This is a genomic window from Laceyella tengchongensis (assembly GCF_900182735.1).
Taxonomy (GTDB): domain Bacteria; phylum Bacillota; class Bacilli; order Thermoactinomycetales; family Thermoactinomycetaceae; genus Laceyella; species Laceyella tengchongensis.
Genome location: NZ_FXTU01000006.1, coordinates 89,823 through 112,173 on the forward strand (window position 1 = coordinate 89,823; position 22,351 = coordinate 112,173).

Annotated in this window: 22 protein-coding genes; 17 read left to right on the forward strand and 5 right to left on the reverse strand. The window is 50.1% G+C overall.

Annotated features, from left to right (window positions below):
• Positions 1-13 precede the first annotated feature (13 nt).
• The 9 genes from QQZ12_RS12685 (at position 14) to QQZ12_RS12725 (ending at position 11,491) form a co-directional block, all read left to right on the forward strand.
• The gene (locus QQZ12_RS12685) at positions 14-592 is read left to right on the forward strand and encodes a chromate transporter (RefSeq protein WP_284724507.1); all 579 of its coding nucleotides are present in this window, start codon (positions 14-16) and stop codon (positions 590-592) included.
• An 18-nt stretch (positions 593-610) separates the two neighbouring features.
• Positions 611-1,147: a chromate transporter gene (locus QQZ12_RS12690; RefSeq protein WP_102992110.1), complete on the forward strand. Its 537-nt coding sequence runs from the start codon at positions 611-613 to the stop codon at positions 1,145-1,147.
• A 115-nt stretch (positions 1,148-1,262) separates the two neighbouring features.
• The gene (gene fadH, locus QQZ12_RS12695) at positions 1,263-2,027 is read left to right on the forward strand and encodes a 2,4-dienoyl-CoA reductase (protein WP_106342887.1); all 765 of its coding nucleotides are present in this window, start codon (positions 1,263-1,265) and stop codon (positions 2,025-2,027) included.
• Positions 2,028-2,406: 379 nt separating this feature from the next.
• Positions 2,407-3,246 (forward strand): glucose PTS transporter transcription antiterminator GlcT, encoded by an 840-nt coding sequence (gene glcT, locus QQZ12_RS12700; protein ID WP_029071785.1) that lies wholly within the window; start codon positions 2,407-2,409, stop codon positions 3,244-3,246.
• Between the two features lie 294 nt (positions 3,247-3,540).
• Positions 3,541-5,469 carry a glucose-specific PTS transporter subunit IIBC gene (gene ptsG, locus QQZ12_RS12705; RefSeq protein WP_102992112.1) on the forward strand — a complete coding sequence of 643 codons (1,929 nt, stop codon included), beginning with the start codon at positions 3,541-3,543 and terminating at the stop codon, positions 5,467-5,469.
• 220 nt (positions 5,470-5,689) lie between these two features.
• Positions 5,690-7,426: a beta-N-acetylhexosaminidase gene (gene nagZ / locus QQZ12_RS12710; protein WP_181353023.1), complete on the forward strand. Its 1,737-nt coding sequence runs from the start codon at positions 5,690-5,692 to the stop codon at positions 7,424-7,426.
• 122 nt (positions 7,427-7,548) lie between these two features.
• Positions 7,549-8,535: an NAD-dependent epimerase/dehydratase family protein gene (locus QQZ12_RS12715; protein WP_181353021.1), complete on the forward strand. Its 987-nt coding sequence runs from the start codon at positions 7,549-7,551 to the stop codon at positions 8,533-8,535.
• A gap of 64 nt (positions 8,536-8,599) precedes the next feature.
• Positions 8,600-9,412 carry a lipoate--protein ligase family protein gene (locus tag QQZ12_RS12720; protein WP_106342884.1) on the forward strand — a complete coding sequence of 271 codons (813 nt, stop codon included), beginning with the start codon at positions 8,600-8,602 and terminating at the stop codon, positions 9,410-9,412.
• Positions 9,413-9,646: 234 nt separating this feature from the next.
• The gene (locus QQZ12_RS12725) at positions 9,647-11,491 is read left to right on the forward strand and encodes a hypothetical protein (RefSeq protein WP_106342883.1); all 1,845 of its coding nucleotides are present in this window, start codon (positions 9,647-9,649) and stop codon (positions 11,489-11,491) included.
• Positions 11,492-11,548: 57 nt separating this feature from the next.
• On the opposite strand, the gene QQZ12_RS12730 is transcribed toward QQZ12_RS12725, so the two are convergent.
• Entirely contained in the window at positions 11,549-12,379 is an 831-nt protein-coding gene (locus QQZ12_RS12730) for an SDR family oxidoreductase (RefSeq protein WP_102992117.1), read from the reverse strand.
• A gap of 212 nt (positions 12,380-12,591) precedes the next feature.
• A complete protein-coding gene (gene dat, locus QQZ12_RS12735; RefSeq protein WP_102992118.1) occupies positions 12,592-13,446 on the reverse strand; it encodes a D-amino-acid transaminase in 855 nt (284 codons plus the stop codon).
• Between the two features lie 185 nt (positions 13,447-13,631).
• On the opposite strand from dat, the gene QQZ12_RS12740 reads away from it, so the two are divergent.
• Positions 13,632-14,363, forward strand: coding sequence for a metallophosphoesterase (locus QQZ12_RS12740; protein ID WP_189319005.1), 732 nt, complete (start codon positions 13,632-13,634; stop codon positions 14,361-14,363).
• Positions 14,364-14,614: 251 nt separating this feature from the next.
• On the opposite strand, the gene QQZ12_RS17000 is transcribed toward QQZ12_RS12740, so the two are convergent.
• On the reverse strand, positions 14,615-14,929 hold the full coding sequence (locus QQZ12_RS17000) for a DivIVA domain-containing protein (protein ID WP_102992120.1): 315 nt from the start codon (positions 14,927-14,929) through the stop codon (positions 14,615-14,617).
• A 265-nt stretch (positions 14,930-15,194) separates the two neighbouring features.
• Here QQZ12_RS17000 and QQZ12_RS12750 point away from each other — a divergent pair, with 265 nt between their 5' ends.
• The 3 genes from QQZ12_RS12750 to QQZ12_RS12760 all read left to right on the forward strand — a co-directional run bounded on the left by QQZ12_RS12750 (position 15,195) and on the right by QQZ12_RS12760 (position 17,321).
• Entirely contained in the window at positions 15,195-15,761 is a 567-nt protein-coding gene (locus QQZ12_RS12750) for an NADPH-dependent FMN reductase (protein ID WP_054095404.1), read from the forward strand.
• Between the two features lie 79 nt (positions 15,762-15,840).
• Complete coding sequence (mntR, locus tag QQZ12_RS12755) at positions 15,841-16,278, forward strand: transcriptional regulator MntR (protein WP_054095403.1); 438 nt, start codon at positions 15,841-15,843, stop codon at positions 16,276-16,278.
• An 83-nt stretch (positions 16,279-16,361) separates the two neighbouring features.
• Complete coding sequence (locus QQZ12_RS12760) at positions 16,362-17,321, forward strand: patatin-like phospholipase family protein (RefSeq protein WP_102992122.1); 960 nt, start codon at positions 16,362-16,364, stop codon at positions 17,319-17,321.
• Between the two features lie 130 nt (positions 17,322-17,451).
• Here QQZ12_RS12760 and QQZ12_RS12765 read toward each other — a convergent pair whose 3' ends face one another.
• Complete coding sequence (locus tag QQZ12_RS12765) at positions 17,452-17,733, reverse strand: hypothetical protein (protein ID WP_054095402.1); 282 nt, start codon at positions 17,731-17,733, stop codon at positions 17,452-17,454.
• Between the two features lie 24 nt (positions 17,734-17,757).
• Complete coding sequence (locus QQZ12_RS12770) at positions 17,758-18,675, reverse strand: DUF1385 domain-containing protein (RefSeq protein ID WP_284724538.1); 918 nt, start codon at positions 18,673-18,675, stop codon at positions 17,758-17,760.
• A gap of 343 nt (positions 18,676-19,018) precedes the next feature.
• On the opposite strand from QQZ12_RS12770, the gene aroQ reads away from it, so the two are divergent.
• From aroQ to QQZ12_RS12790, 4 genes are all read left to right on the forward strand, one after another.
• Positions 19,019-19,474, forward strand: a complete 456-nt coding sequence (gene aroQ, locus QQZ12_RS12775) for a type II 3-dehydroquinate dehydratase (protein WP_102992124.1) — start codon at positions 19,019-19,021, stop codon at positions 19,472-19,474.
• Positions 19,475-19,476: 2 nt separating this feature from the next.
• Complete coding sequence (locus tag QQZ12_RS12780; protein WP_284724508.1) at positions 19,477-20,547, forward strand: M24 family metallopeptidase; 1,071 nt, start codon at positions 19,477-19,479, stop codon at positions 20,545-20,547.
• Between the two features lie 21 nt (positions 20,548-20,568).
• A complete protein-coding gene (efp, locus tag QQZ12_RS12785) occupies positions 20,569-21,126 on the forward strand; it encodes an elongation factor P (protein WP_022736148.1) in 558 nt (185 codons plus the stop codon).
• A 72-nt stretch (positions 21,127-21,198) separates the two neighbouring features.
• Positions 21,199-22,341, forward strand: coding sequence for a conserved virulence factor C family protein (locus tag QQZ12_RS12790; protein WP_284724509.1), 1,143 nt, complete (start codon positions 21,199-21,201; stop codon positions 22,339-22,341).
• Positions 22,342-22,351 lie beyond the last annotated feature (10 nt).

The window sequence follows — 22,351 nt, forward strand, 5'->3', positions numbered from 1 at the left end:
AAGGGAGAAACCCATGAAGCAGGGTAGGGGAAAGTGGTGGCAACTCTTTCTTTCTTTTTGCAAAGTCAGCCCCGTCACTTTTGGCGGGGGCTTTGCTGTGTTGCCGTTGATTGAAAAAGAGATCCTTCACAGACGCCAGTGGATGGATGAGCGGGAGTTTGGAGAAGCGACCGCCATTGCCCAGTCGATCCCGGGGGCCATTGCGGTGAATATCGCCATGGTGATCGGCTATCGGCTGGCGGGCATGGTGGGGGTGTTGTGCGCGACGGTGGGCATCGTGTTGCCTGCGTTTTCGATTGTGTTGTTGATGTATCTCGGGTTTTATCACATTCACACTTGGAATTGGGTAAATGGCGCACTGGAAGGCGTGAAGGCAGCCGTTGTCGCCTTGATTGTCTACGCGGCGATTCGTATGGGCAAGTCGGCGCTTTGTGACAAGTGGACTTGGGTTATCATGGGAGGAGCGGTCGGTGGATTGCTCTTTTTACATGTTCATCCCTTGCTTGTGATGGTGGCAGGGGCACTGGCTGGGATGGGTTTTGCCAGTGGGAAACGGGTGCTGGCGGCGCTTAGGCAGAGTGAGAGCGAGTAATGGGAAGGGGATTTCGGCATGCTCATCGAGTTGTTCGTCACTTTTTTTAAGATCGGCTTGTTTTCGTTTGGCGGGGGATACGCCATGATTCCAGTAATTGAACATGAAGTGGGGCTTCATGGTTGGATGGGCACCGGGGATTTTTCAGAGATGATCGTGTTGGCAGGGATGGCACCTGGCTCTCTAGCGATGAACAGCGCGGTGTTTGTCGGCTATCATGTGGGTGGAGTGCTTGGTGCGATCGTTGCCTTGCTGGGCATGGTGTTGCCCTCGTTGATTTTGGTCATGTTGGTTACAGCGTTAATCTTTCGTATGCACAAACACCCGTTGTACAAGTCGGCATTGTATGGATTGAAGCCCATCATCATCGGCCTGATTGTGTATGCGGCGATTCGGTTTGCGGATGGTAGTATGTTCGTCGGACAATGGGACGGGCATACCATCAGCCTGATTGTGATCAGCTTGTGCGCGCTGTTGGCCTTGGTGCGGTTTAAACTCCATCCGGTCATGGTGATGGCTCTGTCTGGTGTGGTAGGCGTTTTTCTATATCAATGATTCACTCTTCACTTATAAATAGTGAAGAGTTTTTTTAATTAAATGATGTTAGCGAATTCATTTTATTATAAAATAATGAATGAGTATTCAATCAATATAAAAGGAGCGTGTCGATATGAAAGGGAAAACAGCGATTGTCACAGGTGGCAGCAATGGAATGGGCAAAGCGATTGCCGCTCGTCTGTGTCAAGAAGGAGCGAACGTCGTAATCACCGCGCGCAATGAAGAGCGCTTGGAGGCGGCACGCCAGGAAATGGAAACGTTTTCAGGACAAGTGTTGGCGGTTCCGATGGATGTGCGTCAGTTGGATCAAGTAGAGGCCACAGTGCAAAAGGCGAAAGAAGTATTTGGTCGGGTGGATTACTTAGTCAACAATGCAGCGGGCAACTTTGTGGTTCCGGCAGAGAAATTGTCTCCCAATGGTTGGAAATCAGTCGTTGACATTGTCCTGCATGGTACGTGGTTTTTCACGCAAACGGTGGCAAAAGATTGGATCGCCAATGGGCAAGCGGGCTCCATTGTCAATATTGTGGCCACTTACGCTTGGACCGGAGCAGCTGGGGTTGTCCACTCCGCCGCAGCCAAAGCGGGGGTATTGGCGATGAGCCAGACGCTTGCAGTGGAATGGGGAAGCAAAGGGATCCGCATCAATTGCATCGCCCCCGGACCGATTGAAAACACAGGCGGTGTAGAAAAATTGATCGCCGATGAGCGTGCGTATGAGGCTGTTAGACGTGCGGTGCCATTGCAACGATTCGGGAAGCCCGAAGAGATCGCTGCACTGGCTAAGTTCTTGTTGTCGGACGAAGCTAGTTATATCAACGGGGACTGCATCACCATGGATGGCGGCATGTGGATGAATGGAAGCCGTTTTTTATAAGACACAGATGTCTGTGTGGGGGAAAGTGCCCCAAACGTCATATTGATCAAGAAGTGGAGACACACATTAAACAGTGCTTAGACTGCTTATATTTGAAGGGAAACAGGTCATGCTAACATTTTGCATGACCTGTTTTATCTAAAGATTCAGGGAGGGATTTCAAAGATTATGAGACTGCAAGCGAGAAACCACGCCCGCTGAGGGGTGTCGCCGTATAAGGGCGGTTGTGATGCTTGAAATGGGAGGTATCCATTTCAAATGTAAATAAAACGATTGCCAGCACATGTCCAGACCAATAATTCGGGATTGATTTCTCACGGCTTTTTATCGTATATTGCTTGTTATCGGATCAGTGCTTGAGAGAGAGGTCGAAGCAAACATGAGTGAGCCATTTCGCATCAAAAAGGTCCTCAATAATAATGTTGTCATCGCGGTGCATCCAGCGTTGCGGGAAGTGGTCTTGATTGGCAAGGGCATCGGGTTCCAAAAAAAAGTGGGCGAACTGATCCAAGAGGAAACCGTGGAAAAATGTTTTGTTCTGCAAGACAAAAAAGAGCAAGAACAATACAAACAGCTGTTATCGCAAGTGGATGAGCGGTTAGTTGAGGTGATGAATGATGTGGTTCTTCATATTCATAAGCGGTTTCAGACACCCCTAAATGAACATATTCATACGGCGCTGATGGATCATATCGGTTTTGCTATCAAACGATTGGAGCAAGGGATTGCGTTCACTAATCCGTTTTTGGTTGAAACCCGCGCGCTGTACGAACGGGAATATGAAGTGGCAGAAGAGATTGTCGACATGATCGAAATGAAGATGGGAATTCGTTTGCCTGAAGCAGAAGCGGGCTTCATCGCCATGCACATTCACAGCGCTTTGACCCGCAGGCGCCTGTCAGAGATCCACCAGTATTCGCGCCTGATCCTCCGGCTTATCCGCATGGTGGAAACAGCACTAAACAAAGAAGTGGATCGCAAAAGCATCTCCTACTTGCGCTTGGTTACCCATCTGCGCTTTGCCATCGAGCGCACTGTGGCAGAGGAAGATATTACCGAACCGGAAGGGTTCACAGAATTGTTGCGTTCACAATATCCGATGTGTTATGATATAGCTTGGAAGCTGTCAAAAGTAATGGAGAGGGAATTGAAGAAAGCGGTTCCCTTAGCTGAAGTGAGTTACCTGACATTACATTTGCAGCGAATTATCAGCAACTGAATAAGGGCTGTTTCAATCCCCGTCCCAATAAAAAGGGTGCGAAACAGCTTTGTGGCTCTTGTTTTCACGTGTTACTGATTCGATCAGGCATGAGTGAAAAAAGGCTGGATGATTAGCTTGTCCAAAGGGATTTGTTCCCTTTTGCAAGCGCTCCCATCTGTCTTTTTTTGCTCATGCCTTATTTATTTTTTGACGGGTTGGGCAAAACAAGAAATGATTGCGTGGAGCGAAAAGTTCTCACGGATTTGCACTTATTCATATTTTGACAAACCATGATAGGGGGAGACGTCTAAGATGTTTAAAAAACTTTTTGGCATCCTGCAACGCGTCGGTAAGTCGCTGATGCTGCCGGTAGCCATTTTGCCAGCAGCCGGTTTGCTGCTCGCGATCGGGAATAAATTGCAGATTGGGATTTTGGAAAACGCCGGGGGCATTGTATTTTCCAACCTGGCTTTGATCTTCGCGATCGGGGTGGCGATCGGTCTGTCCAATGGCGAAGGAACTGCTGGTTTGGCAGCCGTTGTCGGTTATCTCATCATGAATACAACCTTGGGTGAGATGGCTAAGCTCAACGGAGTGGAAACGGTAGATGTGTTGGGGATACCAAGCTTGCATATGGGGGTTTTCGGCGGGGTAATTATCGGGATTGTGGCGTCATTGCTATATAACCGATTCCATGATATCGAATTGCCGCAGTACCTCGGCTTCTTTGGCGGCAAGCGTTTTGTGCCGATCATCACGGCAGTGGCCGCCTTCCTGATGGGCTTGTTGTTCTTTTTTGTCTGGCCTCCAATCCAAACGCAGATCGACAAGCTGTCCCATATTGTGACGGCGCAAAATACGGCAGTGGCCGCGTTTATCTTTGGTGTGATCGAACGGGGATTGATTCCTTTTGGTCTGCATCACATTTTCTACAATCCGTTCTGGTATGAATTTGGTACCTGGACCAATGCGGCGGGTGAGATTATCAAGGGCGACCAAACGCGTTTCTTCCAAGGTGACCCGACAGCGGGTACATTTATGTCTGGTAAATTCCCGTTCATGATGTTCGGCTTGCCAGCGGCGGCTTTGGCTATTTACCATACAGCTCGCCCTGAGAAAAAGAAGCTGGTCGGCGGTATCATGGCATCTGCGGCCCTGACTTCGTTTTTGACCGGGATTACCGAACCGCTTGAGTTTTCCTTCTTGTTTGTAGCTCCAGTTTTGTATGCAGTTCACTGCATATTCGCAGGTCTGTCGTTTATGTTGATGGATGTGCTGGGCGTGAAAGCGGGAATGACTTTCTCCGGCGGGATCATCGACTTGATCATGTTCTGGGACATCGACACCAAACCATATCTCATCATTCCAGTCGGTTTGGCGTTTGCAGTCATTTATTACTTTGGCTTCCGGTTTGCCATCAAGAAGTGGAACCTGCGTACACCGGGTCGGGAAGATGATGAGCTGGAACACACCAACGAAACGGCGGCAACGGGCGATTTGGCTGAAAATGTGTTGAAAGCACTGGGCGGTAAAGAAAACCTCTCCAACCTGGATGCCTGCATCACCCGCTTGCGCATTTCGGTTAATGATGTGAAAAAAGTGGACAAGGAACAGTTGAAACAATTGGGAGCATCGGGTGTGCTGGAAATGGGTAACCATTTGCAAATCATCTTTGGCCCCAAATCAGACAACATCAAAGAACAGATGAAGCAATTGATGATGGGTAAGAAACCAACCGCGGCGCCTGTTGAAACGAGCGAGCCGGCGAAAACAGAGGCTACAACGGCGGAGCAAGGCGAGTTTGCGGCTCCGATGACCGGGAAGCTGTTGCCGCTTAGCGAAGTACCAGATCAAGTATTTTCGCAAAAAATGATGGGCGACGGCTTTGCGATTGAACCGACAGAGGGAACAGTGGTTTCCCCAGTGGACGGCGAGATTGTCAACTTGTTCCCAACCAAACACGCTATCGGCATTCGCGCCCATGATGGCCGGGAAGTGCTGATTCATGTGGGGATTGACACAGTGAACTTGGAAGGAAGAGGATTTACCTCCTTTATTGCTGAAGGGGACAAGGTGGAGAAAGGACAAAAACTGCTGGAAGTGGACTTGGCTTACATCAAGGAGCACGCTACCTCGATCATCACACCAGTCATCTTTACCAATTTGCCGGAAGGGGCAGGTGTGAAGCTGAATAAGGCCGAGTGCAAAAGCGGAGACGAAAAGATCCTTGCGATTGAGTAGGTGGCATGGCGCCCCGTAAGGAAAACGTGTTGGCGGGGCCGGTGACAACGGCTTGATTCAAACGTTGTCGCTGGCCCTTTTTTATTAGCCGTAGCGTTTGGTTTTACTTAAAAAATTTGCAATCATCAGTTAATATGGAGTTGACAGGGTTGGTTTGTCATAAGGCGCACCTTTTCCACCCGATATGTCATGTCATTATATCCTGCGAGGAGGAGTTCGGATGGCGAGATCGGCAAGTGGATGGTTATGCTTGGCTCTGGCTTTGGCGGTGGTGTTTCAGACAGGATTTATGCCAGTGAATGATTCCACGGCGCCGACTGGGCAATTGGCGCGTATGACATTGGAAGAAAAAGTGGGACAAATGATCATGGCTGGTTTTTATGGAGAGAAACCGACGGAAGAGGCGCGCAAACTGATACAGCAAGGTCATGTGGGTTCGATCATATTATTCGCTTATACTGGCAATGTGAAGGAACCTCTGCAAACGGCTCGGTTGACCAATGGCTTGCAAGCCATGGCGCAAAAGACACGTCTGGGCCTGCCGCTTCTGATCGCCACCGACCAAGAAGGGGGAGTGGTCGCTCGGCTGACGACAGGAGCGACGGAGTTGCCGGGCAATATGGCGCTGGGGGCTACCCGCAACCCGTCACTGGCTCGCCAGGCTGCTGAAATCACGGCCAAGGAATTGAAAGCGATTGGCATCCAGATGAATTTGGCACCCAATGTGGATGTGAATGTGAATCCGGCCAATCCGGTGATTGGTGTCCGTTCTTACGGCGAGGACCCAAAGCTGGTGGCTGAGTTGGGCGCAGAGCAAATCAAGGGCTTGCAGAAAAATGGCGTGATTGCGACCGCAAAACATTTCCCAGGTCATGGGGATACCCATGTAGACTCGCATTTGGGGTTGCCGGTGATTGATAAAAGTCGGCAGGAGTTGGAACAAGTGGAGTTGGTGCCCTTTAAACGCGCGATCGCCGCAGGAGTGGATGCGATCATGACGGCTCATATCCATGTGCCCGCCCTCGATCCGACCCCCGATCTGCCGGCGACATTGTCTGAGCCCATCCTCACGGGGCTTCTGCGTAAAAAGCTGGGGTATGACGGCTTGATCATCACCGACAGTATGGCTATGGCGGGGGTGGCTGGATATTTTGGCGGGGTGCCTCAAGCGGCGGTAAAAGCGGTACAGGCCGGGGCGGATATCATTTTGCTTACACCGGAGCTGACCACGGAAGAACAGCTGGATGTGCACAAGGCGATTGTGCAAGCGGTGAAACGGGGAGAATTGAGCGAGAAACGGATCAACCAGTCGGTGTTGCGCATTTTGCGCGCCAAATGGAAAGTCGGTGTTTTCACTGATCGCTATGTTCCGTTGCATCAAGTGCCCAAAAAGGTGGGCATTGGCAAGCATCACTCGCGTGCCTTGGCAATGGCTCAGCAAGCGGTCACCCTAGTTAAAAATGATGCCAATCTGTTGCCGCTTCGCTTGGACGAGGGTCAAAAAGTGGGGATTATCAGCCCCTACTCGCTGCTTGAGTATGTCCAACGGCATCACGCTGAGGCCGAAGAGTTGTACCTCAACCAGGTTAACCCCAGTGATGACATGATTCAAGCGGCGGTGGCCATGGCTCGGGATAAGGATGTGCTGTTGGTCGGGACCTACAGTGCCAACTTGTATCCACAGCAAGTCAAATTGGTTCGAGCATTGCAAACACTGAAAAAACCACTCATCGTGATCGGCCTCCGCAATCCTTATGACATCAAAGAATTTCCTGATGTAAATGCTTATCTGAACGCTTACGGATTCCGCAAGGTTTCCTTGCAAGCAGCGGTGGAAACGGTGTTTGGAGCGAATCAACCCCAAGGGAAATTGCCTGTCACCATCCCTGACTTGTATCCATACGGGCATGGTTTGTCTTATTCTCATCCAGCACAAGTATGGCCGCAGGCTAAGTGACAGGAAGAACCTTCGCCACGAAGCGACCCGATTCCAGGCTGCAGCCGATAAAGGCTGTAGCCCGGTTTATGCCATGGTATAGTAGAGAAGTCAAACATGACCGAGAAAAGGGAGTGGCGCGGATGAAGGTGTTGGTAACCGGAGGAACAGGGTTTTTGGGGCGTAATCTCGTCCATTGTCTGTTGGAGGCGGGATTAGAGGTGACTGTGCTACACAGGCGAACCTCTTCTCTGGATGGTTTGCCACCGGGACTATCCTTTGTGGAAGGGGATATCACCTGCCAGGAAAGCATTCGGGGTGTATGTGATGGCATGGACTGGGTTTTTCATGTGGCAGGAGAAGTGGCATGGGGAAAGTGGCACAAACAATCGATGTACCGGATCAATGTGGAAGGGGCCACAAACATCGCCAATGAAGCATTGAGAAGCGGCGTGAAGCGATTTATCCATACTAGTTCGGCCGCGGCGGTGGGATTGGCGGAGCGAGATGCCATCGATGAATCGTTTGACTTTAACGGTGCGGAGTTGCAAGTAGAATACGCTATCGCCAAACGAGCCGGCGAGGACGCGGTGTTGGCTCTGGTTCAGCAGGGTTTGCCGGCAGTGGTAGTCAATCCGACAGTCATCGTGGGGATGCGGGCAGATGCGGGCGGGTTTGTGGAAGCCGTGTTGCAACGCAAACTTTTTGTTGCCCCGCCGGGTGGAATCAATGTGTGTAATGTTGCGGATGTGGCGCGTGGACACTTGGCCGCGGCGGAAAAAGGGCGCATTGGCGAACGATACATATTGGGTGGAACCAACGTATCCTTGCACGCTTTTCTGCAACAACTGGCTGATTATGGACAAACGGGTTTGACCATTCGCCGTGTTCCGCAAAGCTGGGCGAAATTAGCAGCCATATTGGGAGAGCTCGGGGCAATGGTTACCGGGAAAGATCCGGCCTTTGCATGGGATTTGGCCAAATTGTGTGGACGCAATGTCTATTATTCCTCTGCCAAGGCGGAGCGGGAGTTGGGCTACACAATCACTTCGTTGGCGGAAACGGTTCAGGCATGCGTGGACTGGGTGAAGACGAGCCACCGTGCAGGAGGCAACCAGCCTGCTGTGTGATAGAATACAATTAAATGAAAATAAGTAATGCTTATTGAGATGTCGAGAAAAGGTGTGAAAGGTTATGGATATTTGGCGGTTTCTTCCTTATGAAGCGCATGCGCCAGCGATGAACATGGCGATCGACGAAGCGATTTTGCACTTGCATCGCGAAGGGAAAGTCCCCCCTACCATTCGCTTTTATGGTTGGTCGCAACCCACCTTGTCGATTGGGTATTTTCAAAAAGCACGCAAAGAAATCGATTTTGACAAATTGCAAGACAAAGGATTTGGGTTTGTCAGACGTATGACCGGGGGACGGGCGGTGTTGCATGATCAGGAGTTGACATACAGCGTCATCGTGGAAGAAGCCCATCCCATGATGCCAAAGACGGTCAGCGAGTCGTACCGCGTTATCAGCCAAGGTTTGTTGGCCGGATTCAAGAGGTTGGGATTAGACGCCAGCCTCGCCCCGCCAAAAGGGCGGACAGGGGAAATGTCTTCAGCCTGCTTCGACTCCCCCTCAGACTACGAATTGGTCGTCGGTGGGCGGAAGATCGCTGGCAGTGCGCAAACAAGGCAGAAAGGCATCATTTTGCAACATGGGTCCATTTTGTTGGACATGGATGTAGAAGCCTTGTTTGAGGTGTTGCTTTTTCCGTCGGACCGGGTGAGAGAGAAACTGAAACAGGCTTTCACAGTTAAAGCGGTGGCGATCCGCCAGTTGGCCGATCGGGAAATCGGACTTGAAGAAGTTAAGCAGGCGTTTTTTGAGGGATTTGGGGAAGGCATGGGGATTCAGCTCCAGACCGGGGAACTGACCAACCAGGAAAGGGAGCTTGCCCAGCAGCTCATGACAACGCGTTATGCCGATGATGACTGGAATTTCATGAGATAACTTGCCTTCAGGCGCGAATGCGATTGCACTGCTTGAGTCTATCTTGACATAATGTACATTTATATGTCATAAACCATTGCTGTTGTCTTTTAGTTCTATACTGTTGAATAATTTTCTTCTTGATTTTTCGGTTGCTTATGATAGCATAAAGGTGCTAGTAGCTATATGCTATTATTTTCTAATTCATTCTAACTTTCATCAAATCTATTATCATAAAGGTTAGGGGAAACTAGATTGAAACAGGATACAAATGTGAAGCGACGATTTTATGAAAGATTCCAAGTGGAAGATGTGATCAATTTCTTTTCTGGTCAACTTCTACAGGCGAAATCTTCGGATGGTGCCCAAGTTTTCCTACAAAGCATCAAAATCACCCGCCGTCCTCTTCCAAACGGCTATCAAGAAGCTTTTCGTCGGTTGCAACATCCGTATTTGGCGCCGATCCTTGACCTGATCGAAGAGGAAAACGAACTGTTATTGGTTCACCCGCCGTTTGCTGGAGACCCCTTGCCTTTAACCGTAAATAAAGAGCGGGCAATGGATCCCGAAGTGGCTGTGCGCATTGTGGGGAAATGTTTTAAAACGTTGCGGGATTTGGAGCGGTTACCTCTGCCCCTGAGCGCAACGTTGGATCCGAAGAATATTTTGTTGAACGGACATAAGCCGCTCATTTTGTTCTATTATATGAAGGATCCCAAAACACCACGTTTTGATGAGAAATGGCGCGAGCTCCTTTACTATCTACTTACTGGTCAAGCTCCAATGGGTGGATTGAAGCAATGTGAAGCCGAGCTGGAGCGCAGAAAAATCCCAAGTAGGGTAGCAAAACTAGCGCTGATGAGTTTAGATCGCAAACATCCGTATGCAGATGTGTTGCACGCGGTGGAGAGTTATATCGACGCCAAAGCAGGGAATCAAGGTAGCGGTCTCAGCCGCAAGAACGCGGCGTCGAAAAAGACCAAACGGAAAGGTGTCGTCACCACTGTTACCATTGCGGCCGCTGCATTGGTTTTGGTGACTCTGGCCGTTTCACAATGGAAGCCGGAAGAAAGTTATACGGGATTATTCGAAAATCCGGATAATGCGGTAGGACAGCAAGGTGGAGATCAGATCAACACGGGGGACTCGCTGGTGCAGTCTATCCATTTCTCCAACGACAAAACCCATTTTTCGTTGCCGTACACCTTAACGGGCAATTCCAACTTGCGCGGGGAGTTTGAACTGGCCAAGTTAAACGGGTTTTTCGGATACTTGGAGTCTTCGGACGGGAATGCGCAATACGGGATTCACATCAACAAGCAAGGCTCGATTGAGCTTTACCATACCATGGGCTCCAAAATGACGAAAGTCGGCGTTTCTGGAGATGGATACAAAGTAAGGCCAGGCAAAAAGTACACCTTTGAGATTTTGTACTATCCCAACGAGCCGCTTCGTTTGGCATTCTCAGAAGAAGGGCAGCCGGAAAAATGGATTGCGACGGGCATCACTCCCGTTTCAGGAGAGTTGAAAATGAGGTTCACAGGAAAAGAAGGGGCGGTATTGTACTATCCTGTACCCAACCCAGTGACCGACAAGCAGATGGTTGAACGGGTCTGGATGAATCAGCAGCCGTGGCACCTCGATTTCGGGCAAGCTGTCTTGACACTGGACGACGAACAACGCTCGCGGTTGAGAGTGTTCCCAGCTACTCAGGTGCGCTTGGGCGCCAATGATGCCACTAAATTCTCTTTTGTCCCCAATACAACTGAGGATTTGTTCCAAGTTGACATTCAAACGATTAACAACGCCCGGTACCGGTTGGTGCTGGAGGGGAAAGAGAAAAAGGCAAGCTTGTTCAAGCTGGATGAAAAGATCGAGAAAGTCGCTGAGAAACCGCTGGATGGAGAAGGCGACACCCTTTACACTGTAATGATCAAGCCGTCATTTACCAAGCTGACGATTGACTTGGTGCGCGGGTCCAATAAGACAACTTTGGAGTACACTGACAAATCGCCGATTTTGATCAGAGATGTCACTTTGCAGAATCGCAATGGGTTTGAGTTGGTGGAAGAGAAAGAGAAGATTAACGATACGCAATGAAAGACCGTGACGAAAAGTGCACGGTCTTTTTCTATTGCATCACGAGCACGGTGGAAGTCAAATCGTAAACGGGGGAATTGACCGTCCGTCAATGTCGTTGAACCCGTATTCTTTGGCTAGATCGCCAACCCTCAGCACCTGGCCGCTTTTCTCAATGACGTCTGAATCAGCGCATAACGCGGCGACTGCCCGGCCGATATAATAGGGCGATTCCGTGTTTTTCAGAGCTTCGACTTCTTGCCAATGCTCTTCGTCCGTTTGAAATGCTTTTAACACGAGTTCGGTTCTCATCCACCCGGGTGATACGGCCAACACAGCGATGCCGTCCGCCTTCAATTCGATGGACAGTCCATATGCCATGCGAATCAACGCGTTTTTGGCCAAGTCATAATATAAATGGCCGATGTATTTGTCTTGATCCCAAAAGGTGGTGTGGATGATGATTCCGCCCGTGCCTTCGCGCAATAAGGGAATCGCAAAATGGTTGGCAGCTAGTTGCGCTCGCACACCAGCGGTGAACATATGGTCCCAATGTTGAAGGGATTGTTCCCAAAAGGGTTCGGATGTGATGGGCAGTTGATTTCCGCCCCACACATTGTTGACGAGGATATCCAGACGTCCTTGTTCCCGGCGAATTCGCTCAATCACCGCTTCTGTGTCGGCATCGCGCGTATGATCACATTGGACAGGAATGCCCTTTCCGCCCGTGGCTGTCATGAGAGATATCGTCTCATTGAGGGTTCCGGGCTGATCGGGGCTGTTTTGATCGAGGCTACGGCCTGTGACGTACACGGTCGCCCCCGCTTTCGCCAGTTCCACAGCGATGCCGCGGCCTGCCCCACGACTGCCACCTGTGACAAGTGCCACTTTTTCTGTTAATGGTGCCAACTCATTCAACTCCTTTCCTAATCATGTTCAGTATAAAATGGATATATGACACCCTCTGTCTTATATAGTGCGATCTTTTTTAAACGCCATCCGCACAAAAAAGGCTACCGATTCACGGTAGCCTGTAAGATGAATTGATGGCGGAGTCATCCGCCTTATATGGATTCAGTTCAAAATCCGGCCGTTCCCTTCCATGATCGTACAAAAAGGCATCAAGAGGATGATTCTGCAAGGGTGGTGCGTTTGATTTCATTGACGAATGCTTCTTGAAGTTGTTTGGTCACGGGACCGGGCACGCCTTGGCCTACTGGACGGCCATCGATTTCCACGATAGGACAGATTTCCATGGTGGTGCTACTCAAGAAGACTTCATCCGCCGATTCCAGCGCTTCTTTGGAAAAAGTGGTTTCACTGATCGGGATTTCGCATTCGTCCGCCAATTTGAAAATCACTTGGCGGGTGATTCCGTTCAGGATCAGGTGGTTGGCAGGGTGAGTGTGAAGTGTGCCATCTTTGATGATGAAGATATTTGTGGAGCTTCCTTCGGTTACGATCCCGTCGCGGACGAGAATCGCTTCTTTGGCTCCATGGTCGATGGCCGTCTGTTTGGCCAGCACTGCGCCGAGCAAGTTTAGGCTCTTAATGTCGCAGCGCAGCCAGCGGATATCTTCCGTCGTGACGGCCTTAATGCCGTGGTTCAATTCAGCCAATGGGCGTTTGGCGTGTTGTGTATAGGCGATTACTAGTGGGCGAGCCTGTTCTGGAAATCCGTGATATCGCGGTGCCACGCCGCGGCTCACTTGGATGTAGACATTGCCTTCTTCCAAGTGATTTTGCTGGATCAGGTCAAGCAACAGCTGTTTCAAGCGCGTGATGGGATAAGGTAGCGACAGCCGAATTTCCGTGGCGCTACGCTCCAATCGGGCCAGATGTTCATCCATATAAAAAGGGCGTCCATGGTAGACCCGAATCATTTCATACACGCCGTCGCCAAATTGGTAAGCCCGGTCTTCAATGTCAATGTCAGCTTCTTCACGAGAAACCAAACGTTCGTCATACAGAATCATATCGCTTCATCTCCTCTTTATGTATCTTTCTTTTAGTTTGCCGGATGGTTCTGAAAAGTACAAGACTTGACCTTGACTGAAAACTAACTTCGCCTACCTTGCCAAGCGGCGTTTTTTCTGAAACAATGGTGGTAACTTCGGTTTGCCAGTACATAAGCGTCAATATCGATGAGGGATGTGGTAATGTGGCAATATACGCATTAAGTGACTTGCATTTATCATTTAACAAACCGGTTACCCTCTATGATGTCAACCCTGATCAAGATATAGAAAAGCCGATGGATGTGTTTGGCTGGACGCGGCATTATGAGCGGATTCGCGATGGGTGGCTACGCCTGGTCGGTCCGGAAGACACCGTGCTGATTCCCGGGGACATCAGTTGGGCCATGAAATTGGATGTGGCGCGGTACGACTTTGACTGGATCAATCAGTTGCCGGGCTATAAAGTGATGTCGCCGGGCAACCATTGTTATTACGCCCACAGCAAGAAGAAAGTACGAGAGATGTTACCGGAAGGAATGCGGTGGGTAGATGCGGACTATACGTTGGTTGAAGGGCGAGTTGTGGCTGCCACCAGGGGGTGGACGTTGCCAGGGGAGCGTTTTTTTAATGAGGAAGAAGATCGCAAGATCTATGAACGCCAAGTCGGCCGGCTACGACTTGCTTTGGAAGCAGCTGCGAAGGAGCAACCTGGGCGAGAGAAGATCGTCATGCTCCATTTTCCGCCGTTGACTGTTTCCGCGAAGGAGTCTGGGTTTATGGAAGTGATGAAAGAATTTGGGGTGACCTTGTGCGTTTATGGGCATATGCACGGCAAGGCCCGAGAAGAAGCGATCCAAGGGCGGGTGGATGGAATCGACTTGCGGTTGGTCGCTTGCGATGCCATTGATTTTTGTCCAGTCAAGTTGTTTGATTGAGAAGGCGCAGCCCGTGAGCTAAAGAGGTGGTCGTACGAGGAGAGGAGCTCGGCCCCAAATGTGGGGTTCGTGTTTTCGGCCGCTTGTTCGGAATCGGTGCTTCATTGTCCAATGGTAGGCGGCGGGCGGGTCGCGATCAAGCTTGAGGGACCCGCAGACCTTCCATGTTCGGCGCTATCGGTGACTGAACTCCGCCGGCAACCATCAGTCCGGAGTTTGCCCGAAAGCCCGCCTCGCCGATGGGGAGCCGGCTAGCGGTAAAACTGTTGGGAATAGTGATCAGCGCCGTTGGAGCTTCCCTTCAATTGCTCTCGAAGTTGCTCCCGAAGTTGGCGGTTCTCTTCGCGGATTTGTTGCACGTCGTAAAGCAACTGTTGGAGCAATTGCTCGATCTGGTTGTACCGCTCATGCTCATTCAACACGGATTGTGTTTGGATCGTCTTTTCAAACTCTATGTAATCTTTAATGATTTGATCGAGAAAATGATTAACTTCATCCACATCGTAACCGCGCATCGCCCGTTTGAACTCCTTGTTATGAATATCACGTGCCGTCAAGCCAGGCATATCTTTCCCTCCTCTACAATGTCTTTAAATTCAGTATACTCACTCAATTGAGAATGGTAAATACCTAAGCGATATGTCATAGGCATCTTTTCATGAATCTGGGACATTGGATCGGATGCGCAAGGATTGGCTATGGATGATTAGGGGAGGGCAAGATGGAAAACGGTGCTTCGTTTTCCTTAAAGCGCGCTAGCATTGGCAGGGGATATTCGGTATACTGTATCGTGCGACAGAAACGAAAACAGAGAAAGAGGTGGCAGGTGGGATGAAAATCCTGGCAGTCCCTGGAAGTTTGAGTGAACAGTCAACGACGCATATGGCAGTAGCAATTGTGGCCGAAGCGGCCCGTAAGATGGGTGCCGAGGTGGAAGTGTTTGACCTGCGCAAGGATCCGTTGCCGATTTATGATGGGCGAGTGGATGAAGCGTCTTATCCGGAGACCGTTCGGTTGTTCAAACAAAAAATGGCGGAAGCCGATGGATTCATTTTCGCGTCACCTGAATATCATGGCAGCATATCCGGTGTGTTGAAAAACGCATTAGATTTCATTGGAGCGCGTGAATTGGAAGGGAAATGGGTGGCGTTGCTCGGCACGGCCGGAGGTGCGATGGGCGCTACAAACACGCTCAATACGCTTAACACGATCTGCCGCTCACTACACGCGTGGCCATTGCCTTCCATGCCGTCTGTACCGCAAAGTTACATGGCATTCAATTCGGACGGCACATTAAAAGACGAGAAACTGCAGCAACGGCTGGAAGACTTGGGTACCAGTCTGGTGAAGATGATCCAACTGTACGGGGCAGAGCTACGTATCAATACAAAAGGATAGGAGATCAGCATGCTCTATCCGCAAAAATATGATAAACTACTTTTGAATTTCAGTTGCTACATAGATAGGGGGACTTTCGATGCCAACACCAAGCATGGAGGATTATTTGGAAAACATTTATAAATTGATTGAACAAAAGGGTTATGCCAGGGTGTCGGACATCGCAGAAGCATTGGAAGTGCACCCCTCATCTGTAACAAAAATGGTGCAAAAGCTGGATCAGAACAAATATCTGGTCTACGAAAAATATCGGGGTTTGGTTTTAACTTCTAAAGGGAAAAAGATAGGGAAACGCTTGATGGATCGGCACCAATTGCTGGAGGAGTTTTTGCGTTTGATCGGGGTTAGCGAAGACCAGATATACCATGATGTAGAGGGGATCGAGCACCATTTGAGTTGGGATTCGATTACTTGCATTGAGAACCTGGTGCAGTATTTAACGGCTAACAAAGAAATCGTGGACCACTTGCAATCCTTAAAAGAAGCGGATGAACAAGAAGCGGATGAAATGAAATAACCCATGGACTCGTCTCCTTGGGTTTTTTTGCCCTTTATCACATACATTTTTTAACAGAGAGAATTTGAAGAGGAGGGACGCTGATGTGGGCAGACGCCGTTTTTGAAGGCGGTGGGGTGAAAGGGATTGGTTTGGTGGGCGCTTTATCCGTCGCTGAGAGCAAGGGATACAAGTGGAAAAAAGTAGCCGGAACATCGGCGGGGTCCATTATCGCGGCCTTGCTAGCTGCCGGGTACACAGGCAAGGAATTATATGAAATTTTGATGGAGCAGGAATTTTTGCAGTTTTTGGCCCCTTCTTGGTATGATTATATTCCCGTGGTCGGTCCGGCCTTGCGGTTGTGGTTGAAAAAAGGGTTGTATCCGACGACAGAGTTGGAGAAGTGGGTTTCTACTCTGCTCAAGGCCAAAGGAATTCAGACGTTTAAGGATTTGCCTGAGGGTGTGGAGCTTCACGTTATCGCATCGGACATCTCCCGAAGCCAATTGTTGGTGTTGCCGCAGGATTTGAAGCAGTACGGTTATGATCCCGACTCGTTCCCAGTGGCCAAAGCGGTGTGCATGAGCTGTAGCATCCCTTTCTTCTTTGAACCGGTCAAATTGATGCATTATCCTACCCGCAAAACATCTTATGTGGTGGATGGAGGAGTGTTAAGCAATTTTCCGGTTTGGTTATTTGACCAAGATAATCCGCGATGGCCTACCTTCGGCTTTTCGCTCTGCGCGGAAGGAGAAGAGCAAATCCATCAGATCGACGGCCCGCTCAGCATGTTCCGTTCGTTGCTCTATACGATGTTGGATGCGCGGGACAACCGGTATGTACAACAGCATGAAGAGATCCGCACCATTCAAGTGCCGATCAGCGGTGTGAAAATGACTGATTTTTCTTTATCCAAGGAAAAGAAAGAGGAATTGTTTATGTCGGGTGTGAAAGCAGCTGAGTTTTTCTTCAACAAATGGAGCTTCGACCAATATCTCAGTGCACGGGGTAAAAGCAAGCAAATCACATACAAGATCAACCCATCCGACCAAGCTGGGGGATAAAGTCCAAAAGTTGGTTTAACATGGTTGTCATTTCATCTTGTTCTCCCGTTTGTGTCGCTTGTCCATTGCCCCCCAAGAATATGAAACAGCCCCCGCCTTCCTCTCTGGTGTAAAGCGGGGGCTCGTTTCATTATAGCGAGTTTTTTTTGTTATTGCCTTCAATCACGCGAAACGGGTATTTTTTGCGCTTGCGCGGATGGGTTTTAGCTTGTTTGCTTGCTAGGGGTGAGCGCATCGAGCCTAAGCGCAACAGCCAGCGCGGTGGGAATTTGTACAGGTAGATGACGATGCCGATGACTAGCGCCGGCAAGAGCAACCGACTGGGCTGTTGGATGAATTCGATCACGGCGCCAAACAAGACAAAAGCCAGTACGAGATAATGCCAATATGGCTTAGAACCGGGGTTGGTCACGCATATCACCCTCTTTCTTATGGGCTAACTGGAGTGAACCAATTGGGAAGCTGGTTTAACATGTTGCCGAGCCTCTTGGGCGTCAAGTTCCCGCATGCGGACAAACGCGTGGATGGCTACTTCCACCTGAGTGTCATCGGGCTCTTTGGTTGTAAGTTTTTGCAACCATAAGCCGGGATATCCCAAATAGGTGAGAACGGGAACATCCCGCACGGCATTGGTCAGGCGCAACAATTCATAGGAGATGCCCAACACGGCTGGAAGCAACAACAGCCTCGTCACGATGCGATCCCACACTCCGTCGTAACTGAAGAAAGAGTACACAATCACGCCGACGATGATGCTGAGAATGATAAAGCTACTGCCACAACGGTAATGAAGGGTGGAATATTTTTGCACATTGGTTACTGTTAATTCTTCCCCATGTTCAAAGGCGGTAATCACTTTGTGCTCCGCTCCATGATATTGAAAGAGCCGTTTGATCATCGGGGTTTGCGAGATCAACCATAAGTAGGATAGCAACAATAAGGTTTTGATCACTCCTTCGAGCAAACTTTGGATGGCCAAGTTTTGCACGAAGCGGTCAAACAGTACACTAGCCAAAAAGGCGGGAACTGCGGTGAACAATACTTTGCCAAACAGGAAAGACAGGATGCCTACCAGGGCGACGCCCAAGATCATCATCCATTTGGATTGGTTCGAACTGGGCGCTTGTTCGGGATCATCTGGGTCGGCATGATCCAACTCGTATTGTTCTGTGGCGAATTGCAAGTGTTTCGCCCCAGAGGCGCTGGCCGCGATGATCGCGACAATGCCCCTTAAAAAGGGAATCTTCATCAGGAAGTTAAGTGTTGGCGAGGTTTTCTTTTTGCATTCGAATAATTCGATGTTGCCGTCTTTGCGGCGAACGGCGGTTACTTGGGCGTGTTGCCCGCCAAACATCACGCCTTCGATGACGGCTTGCCCGCCGTAAGCAATGGGTTTATCTGACACGTAGGCGCACCACCTTGTTGTAATTGGCATCAAATAATGTGTATTTTATTCTAACACAATGGTTGGGGAAGTGTGAGAGGAGAGTGGGATGGAGGTGCGGATCATGCATATGTATCGTATAATTTGAACACTGTTACTAAGGATTCCTGCTTGACAGGGCGGAAAGCGATTACCGTTCGACCCGTGGACAAAACGGCAAGTTCGTGGGAAAATAGATAGTTGTCTGGGCAATCATATTTAGGTTAACCATCCGAGTGTACATTGGCGAAAAGTGTTGCGGGAGGTGGGCATGATGGTAAACGTCCTCGTATTGCACGGCCCGAATCTCAATCGATTGGGCAAGCGCGAGCAGGCGGTTTATGGGCGGACTACATTGGAAGATATCAATGCGGGCCTGATCAAAAAAGGTGAGGAGTGGGGCCTTCGTGTTGCTTGTTACCAAAGCAACATTGAGGGGGAATTGATCGATCAGCTCCATCTCGCGGAAGGAAATGTTGATTACATAGTTTTTAATCCAGGTGCTTATACCCATTACAGTTATGCTTTGCGTGATGCGATTGCTGCGATTGATGTGCCGGTGATCGAAGTGCATATGACCAACATCCATGCCCGGGAATCTTTTCGGCACACTTCTGTGACGGCGCCGGTCACATGCGGGCAGATTGTGGGGTTCGGCGCGTTGAGTTATGAGCTCGCCTTGGCCGCCATCAGGGAGCTGGCGAACCGGAACATGGAAAACAAGGGGTGAAGATGTTGGAAAAACACCTATTGAAACTGAGACAAAAACTGCAAGAGCGCGGCATCGAAGCGCTATTGATCAGCCATCCTGTGAATCGCCGGTATTTGACCGGATTTACGGGGTCGGCCGGAGTGGTGCTGATCACGGCCACTGAACAGCTGTTGTTGACCGATTTCCGCTATGTGATCCAAGCGCAGGAACAAGCGCCGCATATGACCTTGGTGCAACACCAAGGCGTTTACCACACGGTGGGTGAGCAGTGCCGCAAATTGGGCATCAAGGTTTTGTCGTTTGAACAAGACCATCTGACGTTTGCCGAGTTTTTGCAGTTGAAAGAAGCTGTTGGCGACATCAAGTTGCAACCGACCAGCGGCATCGTGAATGAATTGCGTATGGTGAAAGACGCGGACGAGTTGGCAGTGATGAGAGAAGCCGCCCGGATTGCGGATCAAGCCTTCAGCAAGATTTTGTCCGACATCAAGCCCGGTGTGCGCGAAAACGAGATTTCCTTTAAATTGGAATTCTATATGCGCGAGTTGGGGGCAACATCCTCATCTTTTGACATGATTGTTGCATCCGGCAAACGTTCTGCCTTGCCGCACGGAGTGGCCAGTGATAAAGTGTTAGAACTCGGCGATCTGGTGACACTAGATTTTGGGGCCTTTTATCAAGGCTATGCGTCCGACATTACCCGCACGGTCATGCTGGGGCGGCCGAGCGAGAAACAAAAAGAGATTTATGATATTGTATTGGAAGCTTGTAATCGCACGATTGCAGCGCTTCGCCCGGGGATGACTGGGAAAGAGGCGGATGCGGTCGCCCGTGATTACATCAGCGCGCATGGGTACGGCGACTTTTTCGGCCATAGCACGGGTCATGGACTCGGCATGGAAGTGCATGAGCTTCCGATGCTCTCCAGCCGCGGAGATGTGGTTCTTCAGCCGAATATGGTCGTCACCGTGGAGCCAGGGATTTATCTGCCAGAGGTGGGCGGTGTTCGCATCGAAGACGATGTGGTCATCACGGAAACCGGCTGTGAAGCGCTGAACCAATCAAGCAAAGATTGGATTGTCATTGAATAAGGAAATGGAGGAAAGTAAAACATGATTAGCGTGAACGATTTTCGGACGGGTTTGACCGTTGAACTGGAAGGCGACGTGTGGCAAGTTATTGAATTCCAACACGTAAAACCGGGTAAAGGGGCGGCGTTTGTTCGTTCCAAACTGCGCAACCTGCGCAACGGCAACATCCAAGAGCGGACCTTCCGCGCTGGGGAGAAAGTGCAAAAAGCGTTGGTGGAAACCCGCCAAATGCAATACTTATACGAAAGCGGCGGCGAATACACATTCATGGACAATGAAACGTACGACCAAATCACCCTTCCAGGGGAGCGTTTGGAATATGAATTGAACTTCTTGCAAGAAAACATGAATGTGCAAATCGTTTCCTTTAAAAACGAAACGATCGGGATTCAGTTGCCAAACACGGTTGAATTAGAAGTGGTGGAAACGGAACCGGGCATCAAAGGGGATACTGCCACAGGCGGTAGCAAACCAGCAAAGCTGTCCACCGGCTTCACCGTGCAAGTGCCTCTCTTCATCAATGTCGGTGACCGCCTCATCATTGACACGCGTAGCGGCCAATACGTTTCCCGGGCTTAAGCTGTATGTTTTTCCTAAAACCTCTGAAGCCAGTGGCTCAGAGGTTTTACTTTCATAATAGGAGGGAATGCCATGAAAATCGTCTCGATTGAACCGACGCCGAGCCCCAACGTGATGAAATGCAATGTCGATGAAACGCTACCCGCCGGAACGAGTTACAATGTCACCAAAGACCGAATGGCTGACGCTCCCCACTACTTGCGGCGCTTGCTGGAGATCGACGGGGTGAAGAGCCTGTTTCAAGTGCTCGATTTTATCTCCATTGAACGCCATCCTAAAGCGGACTGGCCCGATGTGCTGGCCCAAGTGCGGGAAGTGTTGGGCGATGCGGCAATGGCTACGGCACCCCAAAAAGAAGAGTCGGCAGCGGATCAGGAGTCATTTGGCGAGGTTCACGTGTTTATTCAAAAGTTGAAAGGCATCCCGATGCAAGTCAAATGCGTGAGAAATGGGGAAGAAATGCGATTTGGGTTGCCGGAACGGTTTAAAGCCGCCGTGATGCGGGCTCAGACTGCAACCAGCAACTTGGTGTTTGAGCGGGAGTGGGTAGAGCAACGCCCGCGATACGGTGAAATGAGTGAAGTGGGAGAACAAGTCGTTGAAGAGTTGGCCGCCGCTTACGATGAAGTGCGCTTGTCGCAGATGGTGGAACGGGTACTAAACCCAGAACAAGAGCGGAAAGAACAGACGTTGACTGCGGATGAAGTGATGCAAGCGTTTAATGACGAGAATTGGGAGAAACGGTATGCGGCGTTGGAGCAGTATGAGCCAAACGCGGATGAGCTTCATGTCTTGGATCGGGCACTCGATGATGCAAAAGCATCCATTCGCCGCTTGGCTGTGGTTTACCTTGGTTTTGTCGGAGGCAAAGCCGTGTTGCCTTATGTCATGCGGGCGTTGCGTGACGCTTCGCCAATCGTGCGTCGGACAGCGGGTGACACCTTGTCAGACATCGGCGATCCAGAGGCTATTCCTGCCATGTGCGCTGCGCTGAAGGACACCAATAAACTGGTGCGTTGGCGTGCGGCGCGTTTCCTGTATGAAGTGGGAGATGAATCAGCGTTGCCAGCGCTCCGAGATGCAGTGGATGACCCTGAATTTGAGGTGCGCTTGCAAGCGCGATTGGCGCTGGAACGGATCGAACGCGGAGAAGAAGCAAGCGGCACGGTGTGGCAACAGATGATGAAACGGATGGAAGAAGAAAAAAAGAAATAAGAGGCAACAA